The organism is Carboxydothermus hydrogenoformans Z-2901 (assembly GCF_000012865.1).
Lineage (GTDB): Bacteria > Bacillota > Z-2901 > Carboxydothermales > Carboxydothermaceae > Carboxydothermus > Carboxydothermus hydrogenoformans.
Map to the genome: position 1 here is coordinate 1921422 of NC_007503.1, position 16995 is coordinate 1938416.

Below are 16995 nucleotides of genomic sequence, written 5' to 3' on the forward strand. Positions count from 1 at the left end.
TCATCCCTCCTATTCTTTACCGCCATAAGCCCGGTGATAGGCAACTACAGCTTCAAAAAAATCAATAAACCGTTTAAATTTCTCATAGCTATCAATCTGGGCCAAAGCTTTATCGGCAATTTTTTGCAAATCTCTCACCTGACTGTACCGCCCAGCAATATACGCAAACTTAGCCCGGAGTAAATTAACCCGGTAAGGACCGTCGGAATCTTTATAATTAATAGATTTTGCTTCCGTATAAAGATTTCTAATCTGGGAAGTAGTCATTTTAGCCACCCGGGCTAAAAAACTACCAAGCTTCTCCGCACTTGAAATTAAAAGCTCCCCTTTGGGGTCTTCTATTGGATTTAAAAACTTATCCACTGCTTGCAGTACTTCCTGGACAGGGTTTTCCTGGTTTTGCTGTCTTCCAGGATTGGCTCTATTATTTTTTCCATTCATCATTAATCCCCCCTCGCTCTTAGTTCTAATTCTGCCCACCGTGCCGCCGGTGAAGCTAAAGGATTGATTTCGGTAGTATTGAATACCACCACATCCATAATCTTTTCGCGGAAATAAGTTTGTAACTCCTTCTTAAGACTATCCCGGTAACGGCTTAACTGATATACCAGGCGCCACACCTTGGGATAGGATGCCTCCCGTTCGCCAGCATTTAGAAGATTTTTTATACCGTATAGATGCTGGATAATTGCCCTGGAACCTCCGCCTTGAACTACTTTCTTAATGTGGTCTTTTAATCCTTGTAACCGGCTAAACTCATCCCAGGTATAAGCCCTGTCTAAAAAGGCAATCTTATCTTTGCTCCCAGTTTTAGCTTTCTCCTCCAAAAGCTCATAAGCCTCTTGGGCAACTTTAAAGAGAGGATGCTTAAAGTTTGGGGCAAGCTTGATGGCCGCTGAAAAAGTTAAATCGCGGTTGCCTGCACAGTAAAGGGTAAATTGCCGCCTTAATTTCAAGGCCACCTTGGGCAGTACCGACCAGCTGCCCACCACAAAGAAATCATCTCCTCCAGCATAAACGGTATAAACCGTATCTCCAAATTCTTTTAACAAATCATTAAAGTATACGCCAAAAAATTCACCCATCGCCCTGGATAAAGCTGCTATCGAGGTAATGGTTATTTTATCAGCAAATCCCTCACGGAATAATTTTCCCAGGTTATCCACATCTCCCCGAAGAACTCCCCAGGTATCTATTCCTTCACTCTTTTTAGCCAAAACCTCAAACTCGTACGCAGCAGTTTTAGGTGCAAAATAAAAACCCTGACAATTCTTAACTACAAAATCATAACTATTTAAAAGTAAATTAAAGTAGTCCTGCTCAGGTTTATCAGAAAATCTAACCTGACGTCCAAGGGCCAGGAAAAGCTCATTTATATTGCTTATTTCGTTAATACTGCTTTTTTCAACTACTTTTTTCTCCTGTAAAATCTCAGTCCTGGGAAGTTCAGCTCCCATTTCCACAATACTCTGACAGAAAGAACAAAGCCCTGTTTCGCCAGTTACTTCCCTGCCACAAATGGGACAAATATTATCCGGTGTATCAAAAGGACCAAATATTAAATCTGGTGTCTCTTTTATTAGAGTTAAAAACGGTTTCATTTTTTCCCGGTTTAATTCCTGCCCCAAATCATCCCAGCGTTTGGTGATATTTCCCTCAGCCAGGTCGTTTATCGTAAGCGGAATACTTCCCAGGATAAACTTAAGTTTACCGTTAAAAGCCTGATAAATTATTTTTTCAACTCGCCCTTTTATTTCCTGAAGTTTTTCTAAATCAGAATAAGGAAGGAGTAATGTGAAGCGGCCCCCGCCAATTAGAAGAATGCTTGGTTCTAAAAGGCCTAACTCTTCAACCAGATAGAGAGCTATCAGCCGGTTTAAATAGCCTACTAAAAAAGAACGGCCCCTGAGGTTTTTAGCTGCATTATCCAAGGGAATATCGTACAAGAAGTCCTGAATCCCGGCGATATCGCCACCTACCAGTAAGAAATAGGGCTTTTGTAACTCGGAAGCCTGATAATTTTTATTTTTCAAATGCTGGTGGATTTTTTGCAAAGTCGGTTCGGGTATATCTTCCTTATAGAGAGCAGCAGCAATAGCAGCAGTAGTTCTGGCATGGTCATAGAGGGAGATGGTAGCCCGGGAGTAGAACGCCGCAGAAGGAATAAGGGTTAAGTATTTTTGGAGGAGATACAATGTTGCATTGAGATTATTTTTAACTTTTGAAAATTCCTGATTAAAACTATCCCAGAGCTGTTTATAGCCATTGCCATTTAGGGTTGCTTTTCTTTTATCGGCAACGGGAAAAGGTGGTTCATCAGGTTCATAGAGCTTTAAAGGAATGTACTGTTCTCCTTCCGCTCCCCGGCTTAATTTAATGCGGGAAAACAGCGAAATCAGCGGTTCGTCGGCAACATTTCCTCCCGGAGATTGATCCTCCCTTTCTCCGGCGGATAGTTTATCGGCAATTGCTAAGATGTAATCATCTTTTGTTTCAGGGTCATGGTGGTTTGCAACCAGGGCCACCAGCTCTTCGCTGGCAAAGTTATGGTGGACAAAAGTGCCGGATAGTTCCTGGTGTTTTATTTGTTTATTTTCTGCCCGCTGCCAGAACTTCCCGATATCGTGCAAAAGCCCCGCCCAGTAGATATTTTCAATCATTTTCCCCCTCCTTTCGTCAGAAATTGTGAATTTAATACATTTTTATAATTCTTTATAAAATTTGTTTTTCCTCTTTTGGCATTATTTAAAACTTTTGGTTTATAATATTTTTTCAATTCTTCATTTTCCGGTAAATCTTCCATACTGCAATTATTCAGAATTTCTTTGATTTTCTTCATTTTTGCGTAATGATCCCGGTAAGCTAAAAATTTACTTGCTGTAAAATTCATTTTATGGGGGTAATAATGAACATGTTTTTTGTTGGCAATTAAAACCTGCTGTTCAGGCTTTATATACACTATCTCGGCCACCAGCAAAAACTTTCTAATCTCGTTTTTTCATCCAAAGGAATTTTCTGTAAATTGTTACATCTATAATAACATATCTTGCCGGGTTACATTCGTCATCCCTTTGTTGTTTAAAAATTTTCATGATTATTTTACAAAGATAAGTCGGAAAAATTTTTTCCAAAAATAAAAACGACCCGAAGGCAACACTGCCTCCGGGCAACTTCCTTTTTAAATGCTTTGATTAAAACGTTCCAAAGCAGGTCGTTCTCCTCGGCCATATTTCAATCCCAGATTGGTTCGATTAAGACTTTGTATTTTTTTCCTTACTTGTATATTCGCTTTTTAGGCATAAGATATATTAAGCATGCATTCATGATAGTTCTTTATATCATAGTCACTTTCACTAAAATTGATCCATGGCTTATTAGAAACCTTTTCTGCCATTTGATACTTACCTCCCATAAAAAGGCATAAAAATACCACCTCAACCTGTTCGGCTGGGTGGTTAATGGAATATTACTTTAATTTTCGTAGCTAATTCCTTAATTGGTATCCCGTCAATTTTGAACTCATTTAAGAATTCCTCAATTGTATCATATTCCTTGTGTGTCTCAGGCTTATCGTATTCAGCAATGTGAACTTTTTCAAAATAAGATAGCGAATAGTCCTTCCCGTTATATTCAAATTCAATTTCTCGAATAGTTTCTAAGTCTTCGATAAACTCTTCTAAACTCCTATAAACATCATACATCATTTTTCATCACTCCAAATGTCATTCACCTTTTCCTTTTTCCCTGGTTGAGTGTTTAATTATTCGCCAAACCACTTCGCTAATTTTATCTTCCTCGATTGTTTCTAACTCACCATCACCAAATTCTACTTCATAAGCTTTAGGCAAATCTTTTACATCAAAAACATGAACAACAGTTCCCTCACGCCCATCCTTAGTTCTGACAACATCAAGCTCGTCAATCTTCTTTATTCCTCCCTCCAATTATTCATCCACATAGTTTTTTACTAACCAAAACTTACCTGTTTATTTACCTTAATCCACGGTTACCTCTATTGTTCCCAACATTAGTTTTTTCCCTTTAATACTGCAGTAAATTACTTAAGTTTTCTATAGCATTTTTTTATATTATCCTGACCCATACCCAGCCTTATGATGCCCCCAGTAAGGGGAAAATTGAGCGGTTCTTTGGTACGGTTAAAACTCGTTTCTTTCCTTTATTGAAAGAAAAGCCGGTTACTTCTTTAGAGAAACAGACCAAAGCTCCTTTTACTAAGGAAATCAAAACCGCTGACTCTTTCCCTTCTGCTTCTTATTCCGAAGCTTCGGCCCGACTTCTTCATCTTTCAGGCCTTCCTCATCTTTTAGATAAACTTACCTTAAATCAGAAAAGGCCTCTTGCCCAAAGAATCGCCATGAGTTATAAGGTTAAGCCTTTAACCCGGGAAGAGGTTGCAGGCTACACCCAGCATCATATGGAGCTTGCAGGAGCTAACCATAATATTTTTTCCGAGCCTGCCATCGAAGCTATTGCCTCTTTATCCCGGGGGTGGCCCCGGCTTATCAATAAACTCGCCACTCATTGCTTGCTTTATGGTTTCCAGGCTAAAAAGGAAATCATTGATGCTGAGGTAGTTAGGTTAGCTGCTCAGGATACTGGTTTCTAATTTTGCCCGGTCGCACTTATGCGGCCGGTTTTCTTTTTATTTTTCTCTGCTAAAATACCGTGATATTTTGCAAAAGGTTATACTGACCTACCAAAATAATTTGCAATTTTTGCAAATTACAGCCTACTTCTATGCTATTTTATTTTGAAATATTGGTGCCCAAATAATTTGCAAGTTCACACGTATTAAAAAAGCTGTAGGGCCATACGTTTCAATCCCAAATTGGTTCCATTAAAACAGGAGGATGATAATCATGTTATTAAGCGAATTGCTTGTTTCAATCCCAAATTGGTTCGATTAAAACCTGAAGCAATCCAGAAGTTGGCGGAGGACTTTGAAAGTTTCAATCCCAGAATGGTTCGATTAAAACTTGGTTTTCCCATACTGGTCGGTCATGTCAGTTTGAGGTTTCAATCCCAGAATGGTTCGATTAAAACCAAAATCACCTCCGGACCGCAAAGCAAGGTCGGTGAAGTTTCAATCCCAGAATGGTTCGATTAAAACGTAAGAGTCTATTTAGAGCAGGAAAATGGGTATTTAGGTTTCAATCCCAGAATGGTTCGATTAAAACGGAATTTAGGTATATCGCTTATTATATTTCTTTCTTGTTTCAATCCCAGAATGGTTCGATTAAAACATTGAAGGACTGGTTTTCTTCATTAAATTTAGAAGAGTTTCAATCCCAGAATGGTTCGATTAAAACGCATTTGCCAATAAATCAGTAAAGTTAACACCTTGGTTTCAATCCCAGAATGGTTCGATTAAAACCATATGGACTGCTTAAACAAGACTATCAGCATGCAAGTTTCAATCCCAGAATGGTTCGATTAAAACGTGGTAGCTGTCGCCATAGTCCGCGTTTTTCCTGGCGTTTCAATCCCAGAATGGTTCGATTAAAACTTTTTGAACTGACCAGCAGGAGAGTGGATTATTCAAGGTTTCAATCCCAGAATGGTTCGATTAAAACAATTGATTAAACAACACGATTTATTGCCAGTTAAATGTTTCAATCCCAGAATGGTTCGATTAAAACCAAAATCTGCGTTTCAGGGCTGGAAATAATTTTCAGGTTTCAATCCCAGAATGGTTCGATTAAAACAAAGTCGGTGGACCACGGCCGTATAAACGTGGGAGGGTTTCAATCCCAGAATGGTTCGATTAAAACATTCCACCCGGAGGTGCTGAGAGTTGATATTCTTGAGTTTCAATCCCAGAATGGTTCGATTAAAACAGAGCTGGCGAAAACAAGACCGAATTGATTGGCAGAAGTTTCAATCCCAGAATGGTTCGATTAAAACCCTACCGTATTTATCTCGTTCTTGGACGTCTTTCTGGTTTCAATCCCAGAATGGTTCGATTAAAACCATGCCGGCAGGATACAGCTCCCGATGCCGGGTGTGGTTTCAATCCCAGAATGGTTCGATTAAAACAAAGTTGGGTATGTATTGGACGGTATTCGGCCGTAGTTTCAATCCCAGAATGGTTCGATTAAAACATAAAGACTTTCACAAACCGACAAGGTGAAATTATAGTGTTTCAATCCCAGAATGGTTCGATTAAAACTTCGCCAGCGGCTTTCTTGGTTTTCTTTTCTTTTACCTCGTTTCAATTCCAGAATGGTTCGATTAAAACCTGATATGTTTAAGCAGTTTTTAGGGAAGGTTTGGCGTTTCAATCCCAGAATGGTTCGATTAAAACCAGAATATAGTAAATGAATTAGAAGCTAATAAGCAAGTTTCAATCCCAGAATGGTTCGATTAAAACTTCTACATTATAACCATAATCCTCAAATAATTTTTGTTTCAATCCCAGAATGGTTCGATTAAAACCAGGTTGTGGTCTAAATCCATGTCTGCGACTATATGTTTCAATCCCAGAATGGTTCGATTAAAACATGGGAGTTTGAGGTAAGCAGGCAGGCGGTAAGGATGTTTCAATCCCAGAATGGTTCGATTAAAACTTAGGTGGCTTTAATCCTTCGGCCTGCCATAGTTTGTTTCAATCCCAGAATGGTTCGATTAAAACCCAAGTACAATCAGCGGCTTTTTGAACACCTCGCCTTTGTTTCAATCCCAGAATGGTTCGATTAAAACTACGGTAGACTGTAAAGTTTCCAATTGAAATATCATTGTTTCAATCCCAGAATGGTTCGATTAAAACTCTGGTGATGATATGATTTGTCTTTTTGTTACTGAGTTTCAATCCCAGAATGGTTCGATTAAAACCTTAATGCTAACTGCACCTTGTTAACCCCCTTTTAGGTTTCAATCCCAGAATGGTTCGATTAAAACCTCGCCCCAATCGTGCAAGGTCAATTGGTAAACGTTCGTTTCAATCCCAGAATGGTTCGATTAAAACTTTTGTGGAAATGTTGCAAACAGTGAAGGGTGTCAAGTTTCAATCCCAGAATGGTTCGATTAAAACTCCAATCGTAATCTTTCATATATTCACTTCTTGGAGTGTTTCAATCCCAAAATGGTTCGATTAAAACCCAGTTTAGCATAATATTATTATCTTCTACTGTTCCGCGTTTCAATCCCAGAATGGTTCGATTAAAACAAGAAGAAGCCAGGGAGTACTGGGCAAAGTTTATGCGTTTCAATCCCAGAATGGTTCGATTAAAACTTCTTTCTGGTGCTGGGTATCTCATTGCACTTTTGGGTTTCAATCCCAGAATGGTTCGATTAAAACAGTAAAATAGCTATTTGTACATACAATAGCCCCATTGGTTTCAATCCCAGAATGGTTCGATTAAAACTACATGTTTGCTTCTTCATCTTCGACCATCTTAATGGTTTCAATCCCAGAATGGTTCGATTAAAACGAATCATTCAAAAGTAAACAACTTGCAGAAATTGCTTGTTTCAATCCCAGAATGGTTCGATTAAAACGGTTTATGTAAGTATTAATAATTTGCTGGTAACGTAGTTTCAATCCCAGAATGGTTCGATTAAAACTGCCATTTTTTATAAAGAATTTTATTCATCTCTTTTGTTTCAATCCCAGAATGGTTCGATTAAAACAGGCAGGTAATGGGTAATGCAGCTTGAGGAAAAAGTATGTTTCAATCCCAGAATGGTTCGATTAAAACTGAGAAAATTTCTTACGATGAAATAGCAAGAAATAGTTTCAATCCCAGAATGGTTCGATTAAAACGAAAACCGCATGACGCAAAAAGAACTGGCCATGCGTCTGTTTCAATCCCAGAATGGTTCGATTAAAACAACACTTTTGAGATTACTACTTCTGTATATTGGAAAATGCAATCCCAGAATGGTTCGATTAAAACAACTTGGCTTGAATAGCGTTACTAAAACAGTTTTCAGGCGCAATCCCAGAATGGTTCGATTAAAACAACGGGTTCAAGGGAAGTATTAAGCCATTTGAAAATAAGGCAATCCCAGAATGGTTCGATTAAAACAACTTAGATGAAAAAAACAAGTAGTGAAAAGTGAGTGAAGCAATCCCAGAATGGTTCGATTAAAACAACCATACTGGCCGAATTGTAGAGGTAATTAAAAAAATGCAATCCCAGAATGGTTCGATTAAAACAACGGGTTCAAGGGAAGTATTAAGCCATTTGAAAATAAGGCAATCCCAGAATGGTTCGATTAAAACAACACCTCACAAAAACCATCCGGTTTGTTTACTTCCGAAGCGCAATCCCAGAATGGTTCGATTAAAACAACGATAATCGGGTTAAACAAGCTGTCTATAATTCTCTGGCAATCCCAGAATGGTTCGATTAAAACAACTTAACGGGACTAACAAATACACGGGGACAGCTTACATGCAATCCCAGAATGGTTCGATTAAAACAACGTTGTGTATTCTGTCGCTCCTACACCAATTCTTACTTGCAATCCCAGAATGGTTCGATTAAAACAACGTATATGTCCATCGTGATTTGAACGCTTGAATGACCGCAATCCCAGAATGGTTCGATTAAAACAACGTGCCAGCAGCGCCAGCATCACCAGTGGCCACATCAGCAATCCCAGAATGGTTCGATTAAAACAACTGGGACTGCTTTTTTATGTATTGCGTGAGAACGCAGATTGCAATCCCAGAATGGTTCGATTAAAACAACCCATAATTAATTATAAAAGAAAAAGATTTTTAAAGAAAGAAGAAGTTTACATTTTTCAATGTTAATATTGGTGCATAGTGGTAAATTTCCACTAAACGCTTAATTCTCAAGGCTTAAAGGCTATTTTTGCCCTTTCGTCGACCTTCCTGGATTTTGGGGGTAACCGCAGGTCGACGAAAAAATTTGTATATTTTTTAGTTTATTTGCATAATTTTTCGTTTTACCGGTGAAATTTTGGCCTTATTAAGGCATTTATTCATAGTATATGCACTTTTTTCGTCGACCTCACTAAGCTAAGTTCAATATTTCACATAAAAGGCATAATTAAAGCATATTGGTTTCACCTCCTTTTTGAATACCCAAAAGCTCCCGGGAAGAATATTTCATGGAACCAAAAATATAAAACAGCACTGAATCCTCATCTTGATTAATTATCCTCGAAAGCTCTCCTTTTAACCGGCGAAAATTTGCTTCGGTAATTTCTCCTTCCAAAACCGAGTTCTGCACCCAGTAAAGATATTTTCGAGCCGTTTTTAAGACTTTGGCAACTCGTTTTTGATTTACGTCATAAACCAGAATGACAAACAAGCTACCACCTCGAAACAAAAGGTTCAAAGGGCTTTTCTCCCAGCAAATGCTTTTCCAGTTTATACAGTTCTAAGCGAATTAAAAAGCGGTACGACACATCCCTCTTTAATTCCGGATGTTTAATAGTGGTTTTCAATTTTTCTTCAAATTCGGTAATAAAAAGTTTTTTCCCTTCAGTTGTCAGAGCAAAGCCTTCTAATCCTTTTTCAAAATGCTCTTTTTTAATTTCTTTTCGTCCAATTAAACTAAAAATTGTCCTATCAACAATTATGGGCTTAAATATTTCGGCAATATCTAAATTTAAGGTAAAGCTTCGAAAATTGGTAGCATGTAAAAAGCCAATCCGCGGATCCAAATGGGTTTTATAAATTTCACTAAGGACAGCAGAATAAAGTAAAGAATTGCCAAAACTTATTAAAGTATTTAAATAATTTTGGGGAGGCCGACGGGTTCTTTTTTCATATAAAAAAGTTTTATCCTGCAAAATTACGTCAAAAGCTTGATAATAGGTTTCCCGGATATTACCTTCCAGGCCTAAAAGCTCATTTGGCTCTTTCGCCTCCGTTACCTTATTTAGATAGTTCTCAACTAACTCAACGTTACTTTCTACCTCTTTTCCCCGCTGGGCATAATACTTTAATACCTGCAAAATATTGCGAGCACTCCCTTTTACTATTGCCCGTCCTAAGAATATTCTCTTACTTTGATCGGAAAAATGCTCCGCCTGCTTTAAAATCATGTAGCCCGAATTATAATGCTCCCGGGGATAAAAAGTTCCCATGTAGTAGCCGTAATGATTAAAATAATGGAGGATTATTTCGTTCTGGGATAAAAATTCCACCAGTTTCCGATTAAATTCCACTTCACCGAAAACAAAAATTTCTCCCACATCTTCCACCGGCAGGTACTTTTTGAGTCCTTCACTTTCAAAATAAAGGGTATTTCCTTTTCGCTGCAGTTTTCCATCCGAAAAAAGGTAGATAGCCTTACGCATTTCTCCCCTCCTATGCTACACAAAACTCAAGATAAGCACATTTTTTACAAAAGGGAGTTTTTTGGTACGGCGGGGGCGTCTCTTGATAGATAATCCGCAAAATGTCTTTCTCCGCTGCAACAAGCTTTGCTTCATCTTCAGGAGTTAATCTTACCTTTTCGCGCTTCTTTTCTTCAGGGTACGATAACTCCCCGGCAATTTCGACGCCCCGCCTCTTAAATTCCAGTAAGTAATATAAAAGCTGCATCTTCGATGCTTCTTTAAACTTTGAGCTTTTCTTTATTTCATAAACCAAAAGCTCCCCGTCTTCCCGGGTAATAAGGTCAATTTTACTTCCTCCAAGAACCATTTCCCTGACCCCCGGCTTCTTACTCTGGGCATGAATTACCCTGCCTAAATCCAAAAGTTCATTGTCTTCGTCGGGAGTAATCTTCCGCCCCATAAACCAGACCTGCCGGGGACAAATGTAGTAATACCAGATTAAAGTTCCGCCAATGCTAATTTCACTCATGTACCCTTCCCCTACAATATTTTTTAAATCGCGGGCAGAAGCCAGCCCTCCAATTTAATTAGCCGGCTGAAACCTGCCCTACCTTTATAAAATTTCAAATTCTTCCCGCCCCAGGGTTACCCGTTTAAACCCGGTTTCCAAAGAGTAATAATCTTCAAGGTATTCTAATGGTAGCCGGAAAAACGAACCTGCCTGTTCCAATCCCCGGATGTTGCTTTGATTTTTTTCCAAACCCGGGACGGAAATAATATACTGAGCAAGTTTTGATTTTAGTTTTAAATAGTTTGTCCGCCGTTTTTGGTCATCACTTTCCTGGATTACACCTTTTTTGTACTCTTCCCAGATCAATTTAGCTTCCTCATCAAGCTCCACAAAGACATCCACATAAAAAGGGATTTCCGTAATTAGTTTAAAATCACTTATCACCGGACTGCCGTCAGGGGCATCGGCAAAAGAAAGATTTAAAATTGCTTCCAATGTTTTCTTTCCCTGACTGTCGGATAAAAGCTTTTCTGCGGTAATCTTTAAAAAATACCCACCAATTAAATTCCCAAAAGCCTTTTCCTCGATTTCCCGGGCTTCTTCCAGTAACTCCCGGGTTTGCTTTAAAAGCACCGGACCGTAAATCCGGGTAGCAAAATCTTTTCCCTCATCGGTAATCAGGTTCATAAGTATAACTTCTCCCAGCTCTTTCTGGCCACTACGGTTACATCTCCCTGCTACTTGAATAACCGAATCCAAAGGCCCGGCGTCTCGGATAACACAGCTTGCATCTAAATCCACTCCCGCTTCCACTACCTGGGTGGATACTAAAACAAAAGGTTTATTTTGCTGGTTTAATTGCTTTATTGCTAAAAGTCGTTGACTTCTTTCTTTGGGAGTAATGTTGGTTGAAAGATAAAATAAGGGAATCCCTAAATCCAGTTCTTTTATTTTCCGGTAAAGCTCAATGGAAGATTTTATGGTATTTACTACAATAAGATAAGATTTATCTTTGCTATATTTTTCCTTAAAACTTCGGACAAATTCAGCGATGGTCATTTTTTCCGGCAAATAAGAAAGCTTTACCCGATTTAATGCCCCAAACATTTCGGCAATTTCTTCTTCCGTCCCTGCCAGCTCAATGCATTCTTCCGGCGAAAAAATTAAAGGTTTCGTTGCGGTCATTAAAATTACTTTACAGTCAAGCAATTTCACCGCCTGCAAAAATATCTCCCGCACCGCCCCCCAGTATTCAAAAGGAATATTTTGTACCTCATCCAGTAAAATTATGCTTCCGGAAAGTTTATGAAATTTTTTAAGAAGCCGATTTTTAAAACCAAAAAAAGTATGAAAGAGCTGGACAAAAGTTGTCACAATAATTTCACTTTCCCAGCTTTCGGTAAATAAAAGAGCTTTTTCCACTTCAATTTCTTCCTTTTCCACCCGAAAAGAAAGATCCGCTAAATGATGGTGCTTTATAAGGTACAGGCTTTCATTTTCTGGAAAATCCGTAACCTTAGTTTCTAAAATCCTTTTAATTACCTCATAATTCTGGTCAATAATTGAGGTAAAAGGCAGAGCATAGATAATCCTTGGCGTATACCCTTTTTCCCGGGCGATAAGCTCTCGAAGCTTAAAAGCAGCCCCTAAACCTGCCAAAGTCTTTCCACTTCCGGTTGGTGCAGTTAAGGAAAATATCTCCCCTTCAAAATGCTTTTCTACATTACTTATAACTTTCGCAAATAAATTTTGCCTTAATGTATTTACATAGCTTTTTTCCGCCTTTTGGGAAAGTTCTTTTTGATATTCCGCCATTACAGAAAACGGAAGTTCTTTCCTTGCAAATTCTTTGAGAGCTTGAGCGGCGCTTTTTTTATCCGAGTCTATTAATAATGAATATAAGTACAGCGTTGCAAAGTAAAAAAGAAATCTAATTTCTTCCTCCTCCTCGGTCAAATCCTGATATAAGGTATAAAGCCGGCCAAGATAATCCTGATAATTTCGGGTAAATTCCCCAAGGGGCAAATATTTAAATCCGTGTTTTTGCCAGAGCTCTTGATTTTCCCGGTCTATTTCAGGGTTCAATAAAAGGTCCTCTAACTGCATCTTTAAAATTTCCAGTTTATTTTTTAAACTTTCGTTGTAGACAGCATTTTCCCGCAAAGCTCTTTTGGAAGCAAGATTATTTAAAGGATGATCAAGATCTCCGTGATGCCTTAAAACAGCCAAAAAAATTAATAAGGCAAGGTACTGGTGAGACCCTTCAATGTTTTCATTAAGAAACTGAGCCGAAGCCCACACCGCCGATAAAAAAGCATGGTGAGACAGAGGCCCCACCGCTTTTTTATTTACCAGATGGTCCTGAAAGTACGAGGTATATTTGCCAAAATCATGGCCAAGCCCTGCCGCTTTAAGGCTTTTTAAAAAAGCCTCCCGGTCTAAACCCGGAAGGCCTTGAAACTTTTTTACCATGCTGGCAGTTACTTCCTGCAGATGGTCTTTTAAGAGCTTTTCTGCACCGGTATCAAAGTGGGAATAATAGACCATCAAATCACCCCTGGCTCTAAAAATAAAATCACATCACCCAAAGAATCAATCTTAATTGCCGGTACGCTAAATTTACCGCCTACCTTTTTCCCGCCGATTTCATAAACCACCGAAGCCGTAGAGGCTATGGACCGGTCGGGATTAAAGGAAAAGGGCATTTTTTCCTTTAAATACCTTAAATCTTCACCATGAAGCGTAGAAAATAAAAGCTCTTCGTCCTTTAAAAGCTCAAGATTCACGACGGTATCAACAAAATTTGTTTCTAAAGCTGTCCCCGGGAAGACACCCAGAAAATCAATTTTTGCTAAAAATTCGCTTCGCCCTAAATAAACGGGAAACTTTGGCCCCAGAGCAAGTTGTTTTGCCAATTCCTCCTGAAAACTCGGGTCATCATGGTAAAAGTATACCCGATAAATAAGTTCTCTTCCCCGCACCGGCAGAATTATTTCAGTGGGTATCATCGTTGGCCCGCCGGAGCCGTTAACTTCTTTAAGCGTTTTGGTCCGGACAAATTTTACCGTTTGCATAATTTTCCGGACCGGTGTCATTAATCTTAAGGCATAGTGGGCTTTATTTCCAGTTAAAAGGCTATAATAACTATCTTTCGGTAGCCCCAGCACAGCCGCAATAATTCCCGCCAGCGTAGTTCTTGCGGGAAAAGCATAGCTTAAGGAAGAAGAGTTGGTATAAAACTTGCGGAAGTGGGCTGCAGGACCGCGAATTTCAAAAACTATTACTTTCCGCATTGCCTTCAGCCCTTTCTTAATAATTTAGAATACTTACCTTAGAATCCCCCAGCTTTTCCGCAAGTAATCGGGCAAAATTCTTTGCTTCCCCGTGATAGGTGGTTTTTAGATTATGGTCAAAATACAGTAGAATCTTAGTAATCTTCGGATTATTTTCGGCCAACAAATCAACAAGTTTCCCCGCTTCCAGGGAATAATCGGTTATATCCCTCAAACCTTCTTTCGGATTAACTTCAAGAAAGCTTCTAAAATCCCCCAGATAGGTAGTATCGTCTACATACTCCACTCGAAGATACAGCCTTGGATACTGGCCGATTTTACTCCGGGTGGCTAAAAGGGGAATGGCTTTAACAAGTGCCTCATCTAATAAAGATAAGGTTTCCATATCTAATTGCGTAAACTTTGCCCGGTGCGCCGCGACAATTCCGTGAAAAGCAATTAAAGAGTAATAAAGGCGGTAGTCTTTGCCCATAGTCCCCTGTTCATTACCGCTTGTACTGCTAAAGCGAGAAGTTATAGTGTTTGATTCCACTAACTCTACTTTGTTTAAAGAATAACCCCAGTTAAACTGAACCGGTCCGGTAAAGGTTAATGAACTTCCGCCGTCTTCGCTTTTAATGGGCATGGTTGCACCAAAAAGGCGAACATCGACAAGTTTTTCTAATAACACAGGCACATCGTCTTTACTTATGTTTTTACTTGTTTTACCAAGCAATTTTTCCAGTCTCTCGGTGGCGTTTACCGTTTCTCCTTCAACTTTGGCCACAAATATTTCTTTTCCCTTTTCCTGTAAGTAATCCCGAACATATCGCTTTAGACGGACATCGGAGACGAGATTGGTTTTAGTTTCATAATCCATCCGCGGCCGATTTTCATCATCGGGATCGCCATTGGGATTGGTAAGCTTGGCATCGTAAATAAATAAAATTTCACTATTGTTCTTTATTAATTCACCCATTTACATCCCCTCCACTTCAGCTTTTTCAACTTTGGCCCGGGATAAGATTTTCCCGGTAAGATAGCTGTAGCCGGATAAAAGATAAAACACATTTTCCTGTTCCGATAAACTCCACCGGGGAATTTCCCGGTCTAAAAGCTTTTTCATACTGTTGTAGATTTTCTCGGTACCGGGATTTAATTTTTTGTACTGGAATAATTTCTGGTGTACTTCATTGGCAAAAGAAATAATCCGGCGTAAGCTCATCCCCTGATAAGTTAGTTTATTTAAAATGGCTTTATTGAGATTACTCTGATGCTGGGCAGAAGCTATTTCCCCTACCAGCACCCCCAGAAGAAACAGAGCAGCCTGCTGTGGTGTATAGCCCATATCCCGGATGTACTCTAAGTCTTCAGCTTTTAAGTCCAACTCTAATTCCACCGCCTCCACCTCCTTTGGCAGAATTTCAAGTTCCTGTAAAAATAAATTTAAAAGGTTGGCCCGAAGGCAAGCTTTGGCCAGTTCAATTTCCTTATACTTTTCACTTCCCGGATTGACATTAAAACCTTCCTTTGTAAAGGCAAAAATTTTAAAAAGTTCAATATGCTGACGGATGATAAAGCTTTTTTCCACCGGGTGTCCGGTAAAAATGGACTCAAGTAAGTCTAAAAATTTCCGGTATTCAACACTGTTTTTGCCTTTTTGCTGAGGAATCTGGTAGTAAATGCGGTTTAGGTTTAAAGAAAGTTCCGGCAGAAGCTGGTTAAAGTGTTTCTTGTAAACTTCATTTACTTTCTGAAAAAGCTGCAGGATTTTAAGAATACGACTGGGGGGTATGTCTTTAATAAGTTTTAGCACTTTAAATTCCGCTTTATTTTTTTGGTAAAACAAGAAATTAAAAATTAGCTGATTATAGATTTTCCGGTTTTCAAAATAATCGCTAACCATTTCTTCGTACCCGGCAATCTCACTATAACCTTTAAGGTTGTTAAAACTATTATTGGTAAATTCCATCCATTTTTGAAACTGCTGCTTTTTTAAATTTACCGGAAAAAGGAAACCCGGAATGATGAACAGGTTTAAATTCCCAAGGCGGTTATTGAACTTATTTTGAATAAAGCTTTCAGCAATCAATAGTTTTTTATAACATTCGGGACACAGTGAGTAGTTTTTATAGAAGTTCTTCTTATCGTGATTGCTGGCATAACCTATTTTATCGGTGATATAGTACTTAAATTTTAACTTAGTAGTATCGGAGGTTATTGGACCAAAATTTCCACAAGCGTGGCATACCCCCTCTTCCCCGGCAAAAATATCAAAAACTTTTGCTGCTTCTACTTTTTCCTGGTACTCCCTGTAATCTACCCCTTTTTGCCCATCAAAATAAATGGTATATAGTGCTACTTCTTTTTCACTTAGGCCAGTCTGATCTTTAATCCATTTACTAAATTCTTTAGCTACCGCCTGGGCTAAATTTTTACCTTTAGGATTTTCTTTGATTAAGTCAAGTAATTTGCTGCCTTTGTATCCTGGCAGCATCTCCAGGTTCAAAATGTAGCGATAGCGGTTCTCGGCCCCCTCCTTTACGCCGGTATCAAAAAAGTAAAGGTCTAAAACTTTTTGCACATTCTGGGCTAACTTCGACCCCTCGGGTAAAACCTCCAGTAAATTGGGAAGCGTTTGGGATACTAAAAATGATAGATTGTTTGTCGATAGATACCACTGGGGACTACTGCTGCCGTCGGCATTTCCTACCCAGAGATATTCTCTTTCCGTAACTCCGGGAGTAATTTCCTTGGGAGTGATTTTCAAAGAGTTATTAGCAGTGGCAAAATCAATTATTACTACGTGCTGTTTTTTGCCACCCTGGTCTTCATCAATTTCTAAGCAAAGGTTTTCCAAAAATCCCCCCGAAGCGTGTTCTGTGGCAAGTCTCCCCACTTCCCGCACTGCTTCTAACACCTGATCACCTC

Annotated in this window: 12 protein-coding genes, 1 pseudogene and 1 CRISPR repeat array; of the genes and pseudogenes, 1 reads left to right on the forward strand and 12 read right to left on the reverse strand. The window is 39.0% G+C overall.

Going from position 1 to position 16995, the window contains the following annotated elements; translation table 11 throughout:
• Window positions 1–9: 9 nt before the first annotated feature.
• The 5 genes from csm2 to CHY_RS09990 all read right to left on the reverse strand — a co-directional run bounded on the left by csm2 (window position 10) and on the right by CHY_RS09990 (window position 3944).
• Window positions 10–444, reverse strand: coding sequence for a type III-A CRISPR-associated protein Csm2 (gene csm2 / locus CHY_RS09970; RefSeq protein WP_083757315.1), 435 nt, complete (start codon window positions 442–444; stop codon window positions 10–12).
• Window positions 444–2660 carry a type III-A CRISPR-associated protein Cas10/Csm1 gene (cas10, locus tag CHY_RS09975; protein WP_011345031.1) on the reverse strand — a complete coding sequence of 739 codons (2217 nt, stop codon included), beginning with the start codon at window positions 2658–2660 and terminating at the stop codon, window positions 444–446. Before cas10 ends, csm2 begins: the two co-directional genes overlap by 1 nt.
• Window positions 2657–2959, reverse strand: a complete 303-nt coding sequence (locus CHY_RS09980) for a hypothetical protein (RefSeq protein WP_011345032.1) — start codon at window positions 2957–2959, stop codon at window positions 2657–2659. The genes cas10 and CHY_RS09980 overlap by 4 nt, the downstream gene beginning before the upstream one ends.
• 496 nt (window positions 2960–3455) lie before the next feature.
• Entirely contained in the window at window positions 3456–3704 is a 249-nt protein-coding gene (locus CHY_RS09985; RefSeq protein WP_011345035.1) for a hypothetical protein, read from the reverse strand.
• A gap of 18 nt (window positions 3705–3722) precedes the next feature.
• Entirely contained in the window at window positions 3723–3944 is a 222-nt protein-coding gene (locus CHY_RS09990; RefSeq protein ID WP_011345036.1) for a hypothetical protein, read from the reverse strand.
• A gap of 137 nt (window positions 3945–4081) precedes the next feature.
• Here CHY_RS09990 and CHY_RS13205 point away from each other — a divergent pair.
• Window positions 4082–4213: pseudogene (locus CHY_RS13205) on the forward strand (IS481 family transposase); the annotation flags it as partial.
• Between the two features lie 622 nt (window positions 4214–4835).
• Window positions 4836–8714: a CRISPR direct-repeat array (repeat unit 30 nt; unit sequence GTTTCAATCCCAGAATGGTTCGATTAAAAC).
• Between the two features lie 327 nt (window positions 8715–9041).
• On the opposite strand, the gene cas2 reads toward CHY_RS13205, so the two are convergent.
• The 7 genes from cas2 to cas8b form a co-directional block, all read right to left on the reverse strand.
• Window positions 9042–9305 carry a CRISPR-associated endonuclease Cas2 gene (cas2, locus tag CHY_RS10000; protein ID WP_011345038.1) on the reverse strand — a complete coding sequence of 88 codons (264 nt, stop codon included), beginning with the start codon at window positions 9303–9305 and terminating at the stop codon, window positions 9042–9044.
• A 1-nt stretch (window position 9306) separates the two neighbouring features.
• Window positions 9307–10299 (reverse strand): type I-B CRISPR-associated endonuclease Cas1b, encoded by a 993-nt coding sequence (cas1b, locus tag CHY_RS10005; RefSeq protein ID WP_011345039.1) that lies wholly within the window; start codon window positions 10297–10299, stop codon window positions 9307–9309.
• 10 nt (window positions 10300–10309) lie between these two features.
• Window positions 10310–10810: a CRISPR-associated protein Cas4 gene (cas4, locus tag CHY_RS10010; protein WP_011345040.1), complete on the reverse strand. Its 501-nt coding sequence runs from the start codon at window positions 10808–10810 to the stop codon at window positions 10310–10312.
• An 84-nt stretch (window positions 10811–10894) separates the two neighbouring features.
• Window positions 10895–13339 carry a CRISPR-associated helicase/endonuclease Cas3 gene (locus tag CHY_RS10015; RefSeq protein WP_011345041.1) on the reverse strand — a complete coding sequence of 815 codons (2445 nt, stop codon included), beginning with the start codon at window positions 13337–13339 and terminating at the stop codon, window positions 10895–10897.
• Window positions 13339–14085, reverse strand: a complete 747-nt coding sequence (gene cas5 / locus CHY_RS12835; RefSeq protein WP_011345042.1) for a CRISPR-associated protein Cas5 — start codon at window positions 14083–14085, stop codon at window positions 13339–13341. Before cas5 ends, CHY_RS10015 begins: the two co-directional genes overlap by 1 nt.
• A 16-nt stretch (window positions 14086–14101) precedes the next feature.
• Window positions 14102–15043, reverse strand: a complete 942-nt coding sequence (gene cas7b / locus CHY_RS10025; RefSeq protein ID WP_011345043.1) for a type I-B CRISPR-associated protein Cas7/Csh2 — start codon at window positions 15041–15043, stop codon at window positions 14102–14104.
• Window positions 15044–16984, reverse strand: a complete 1941-nt coding sequence (cas8b, locus tag CHY_RS10030) for a type I-B CRISPR-associated protein Cas8b/Csh1 (RefSeq protein WP_011345044.1) — start codon at window positions 16982–16984, stop codon at window positions 15044–15046.
• Window positions 16985–16995: the final 11 nt, after the last annotated feature.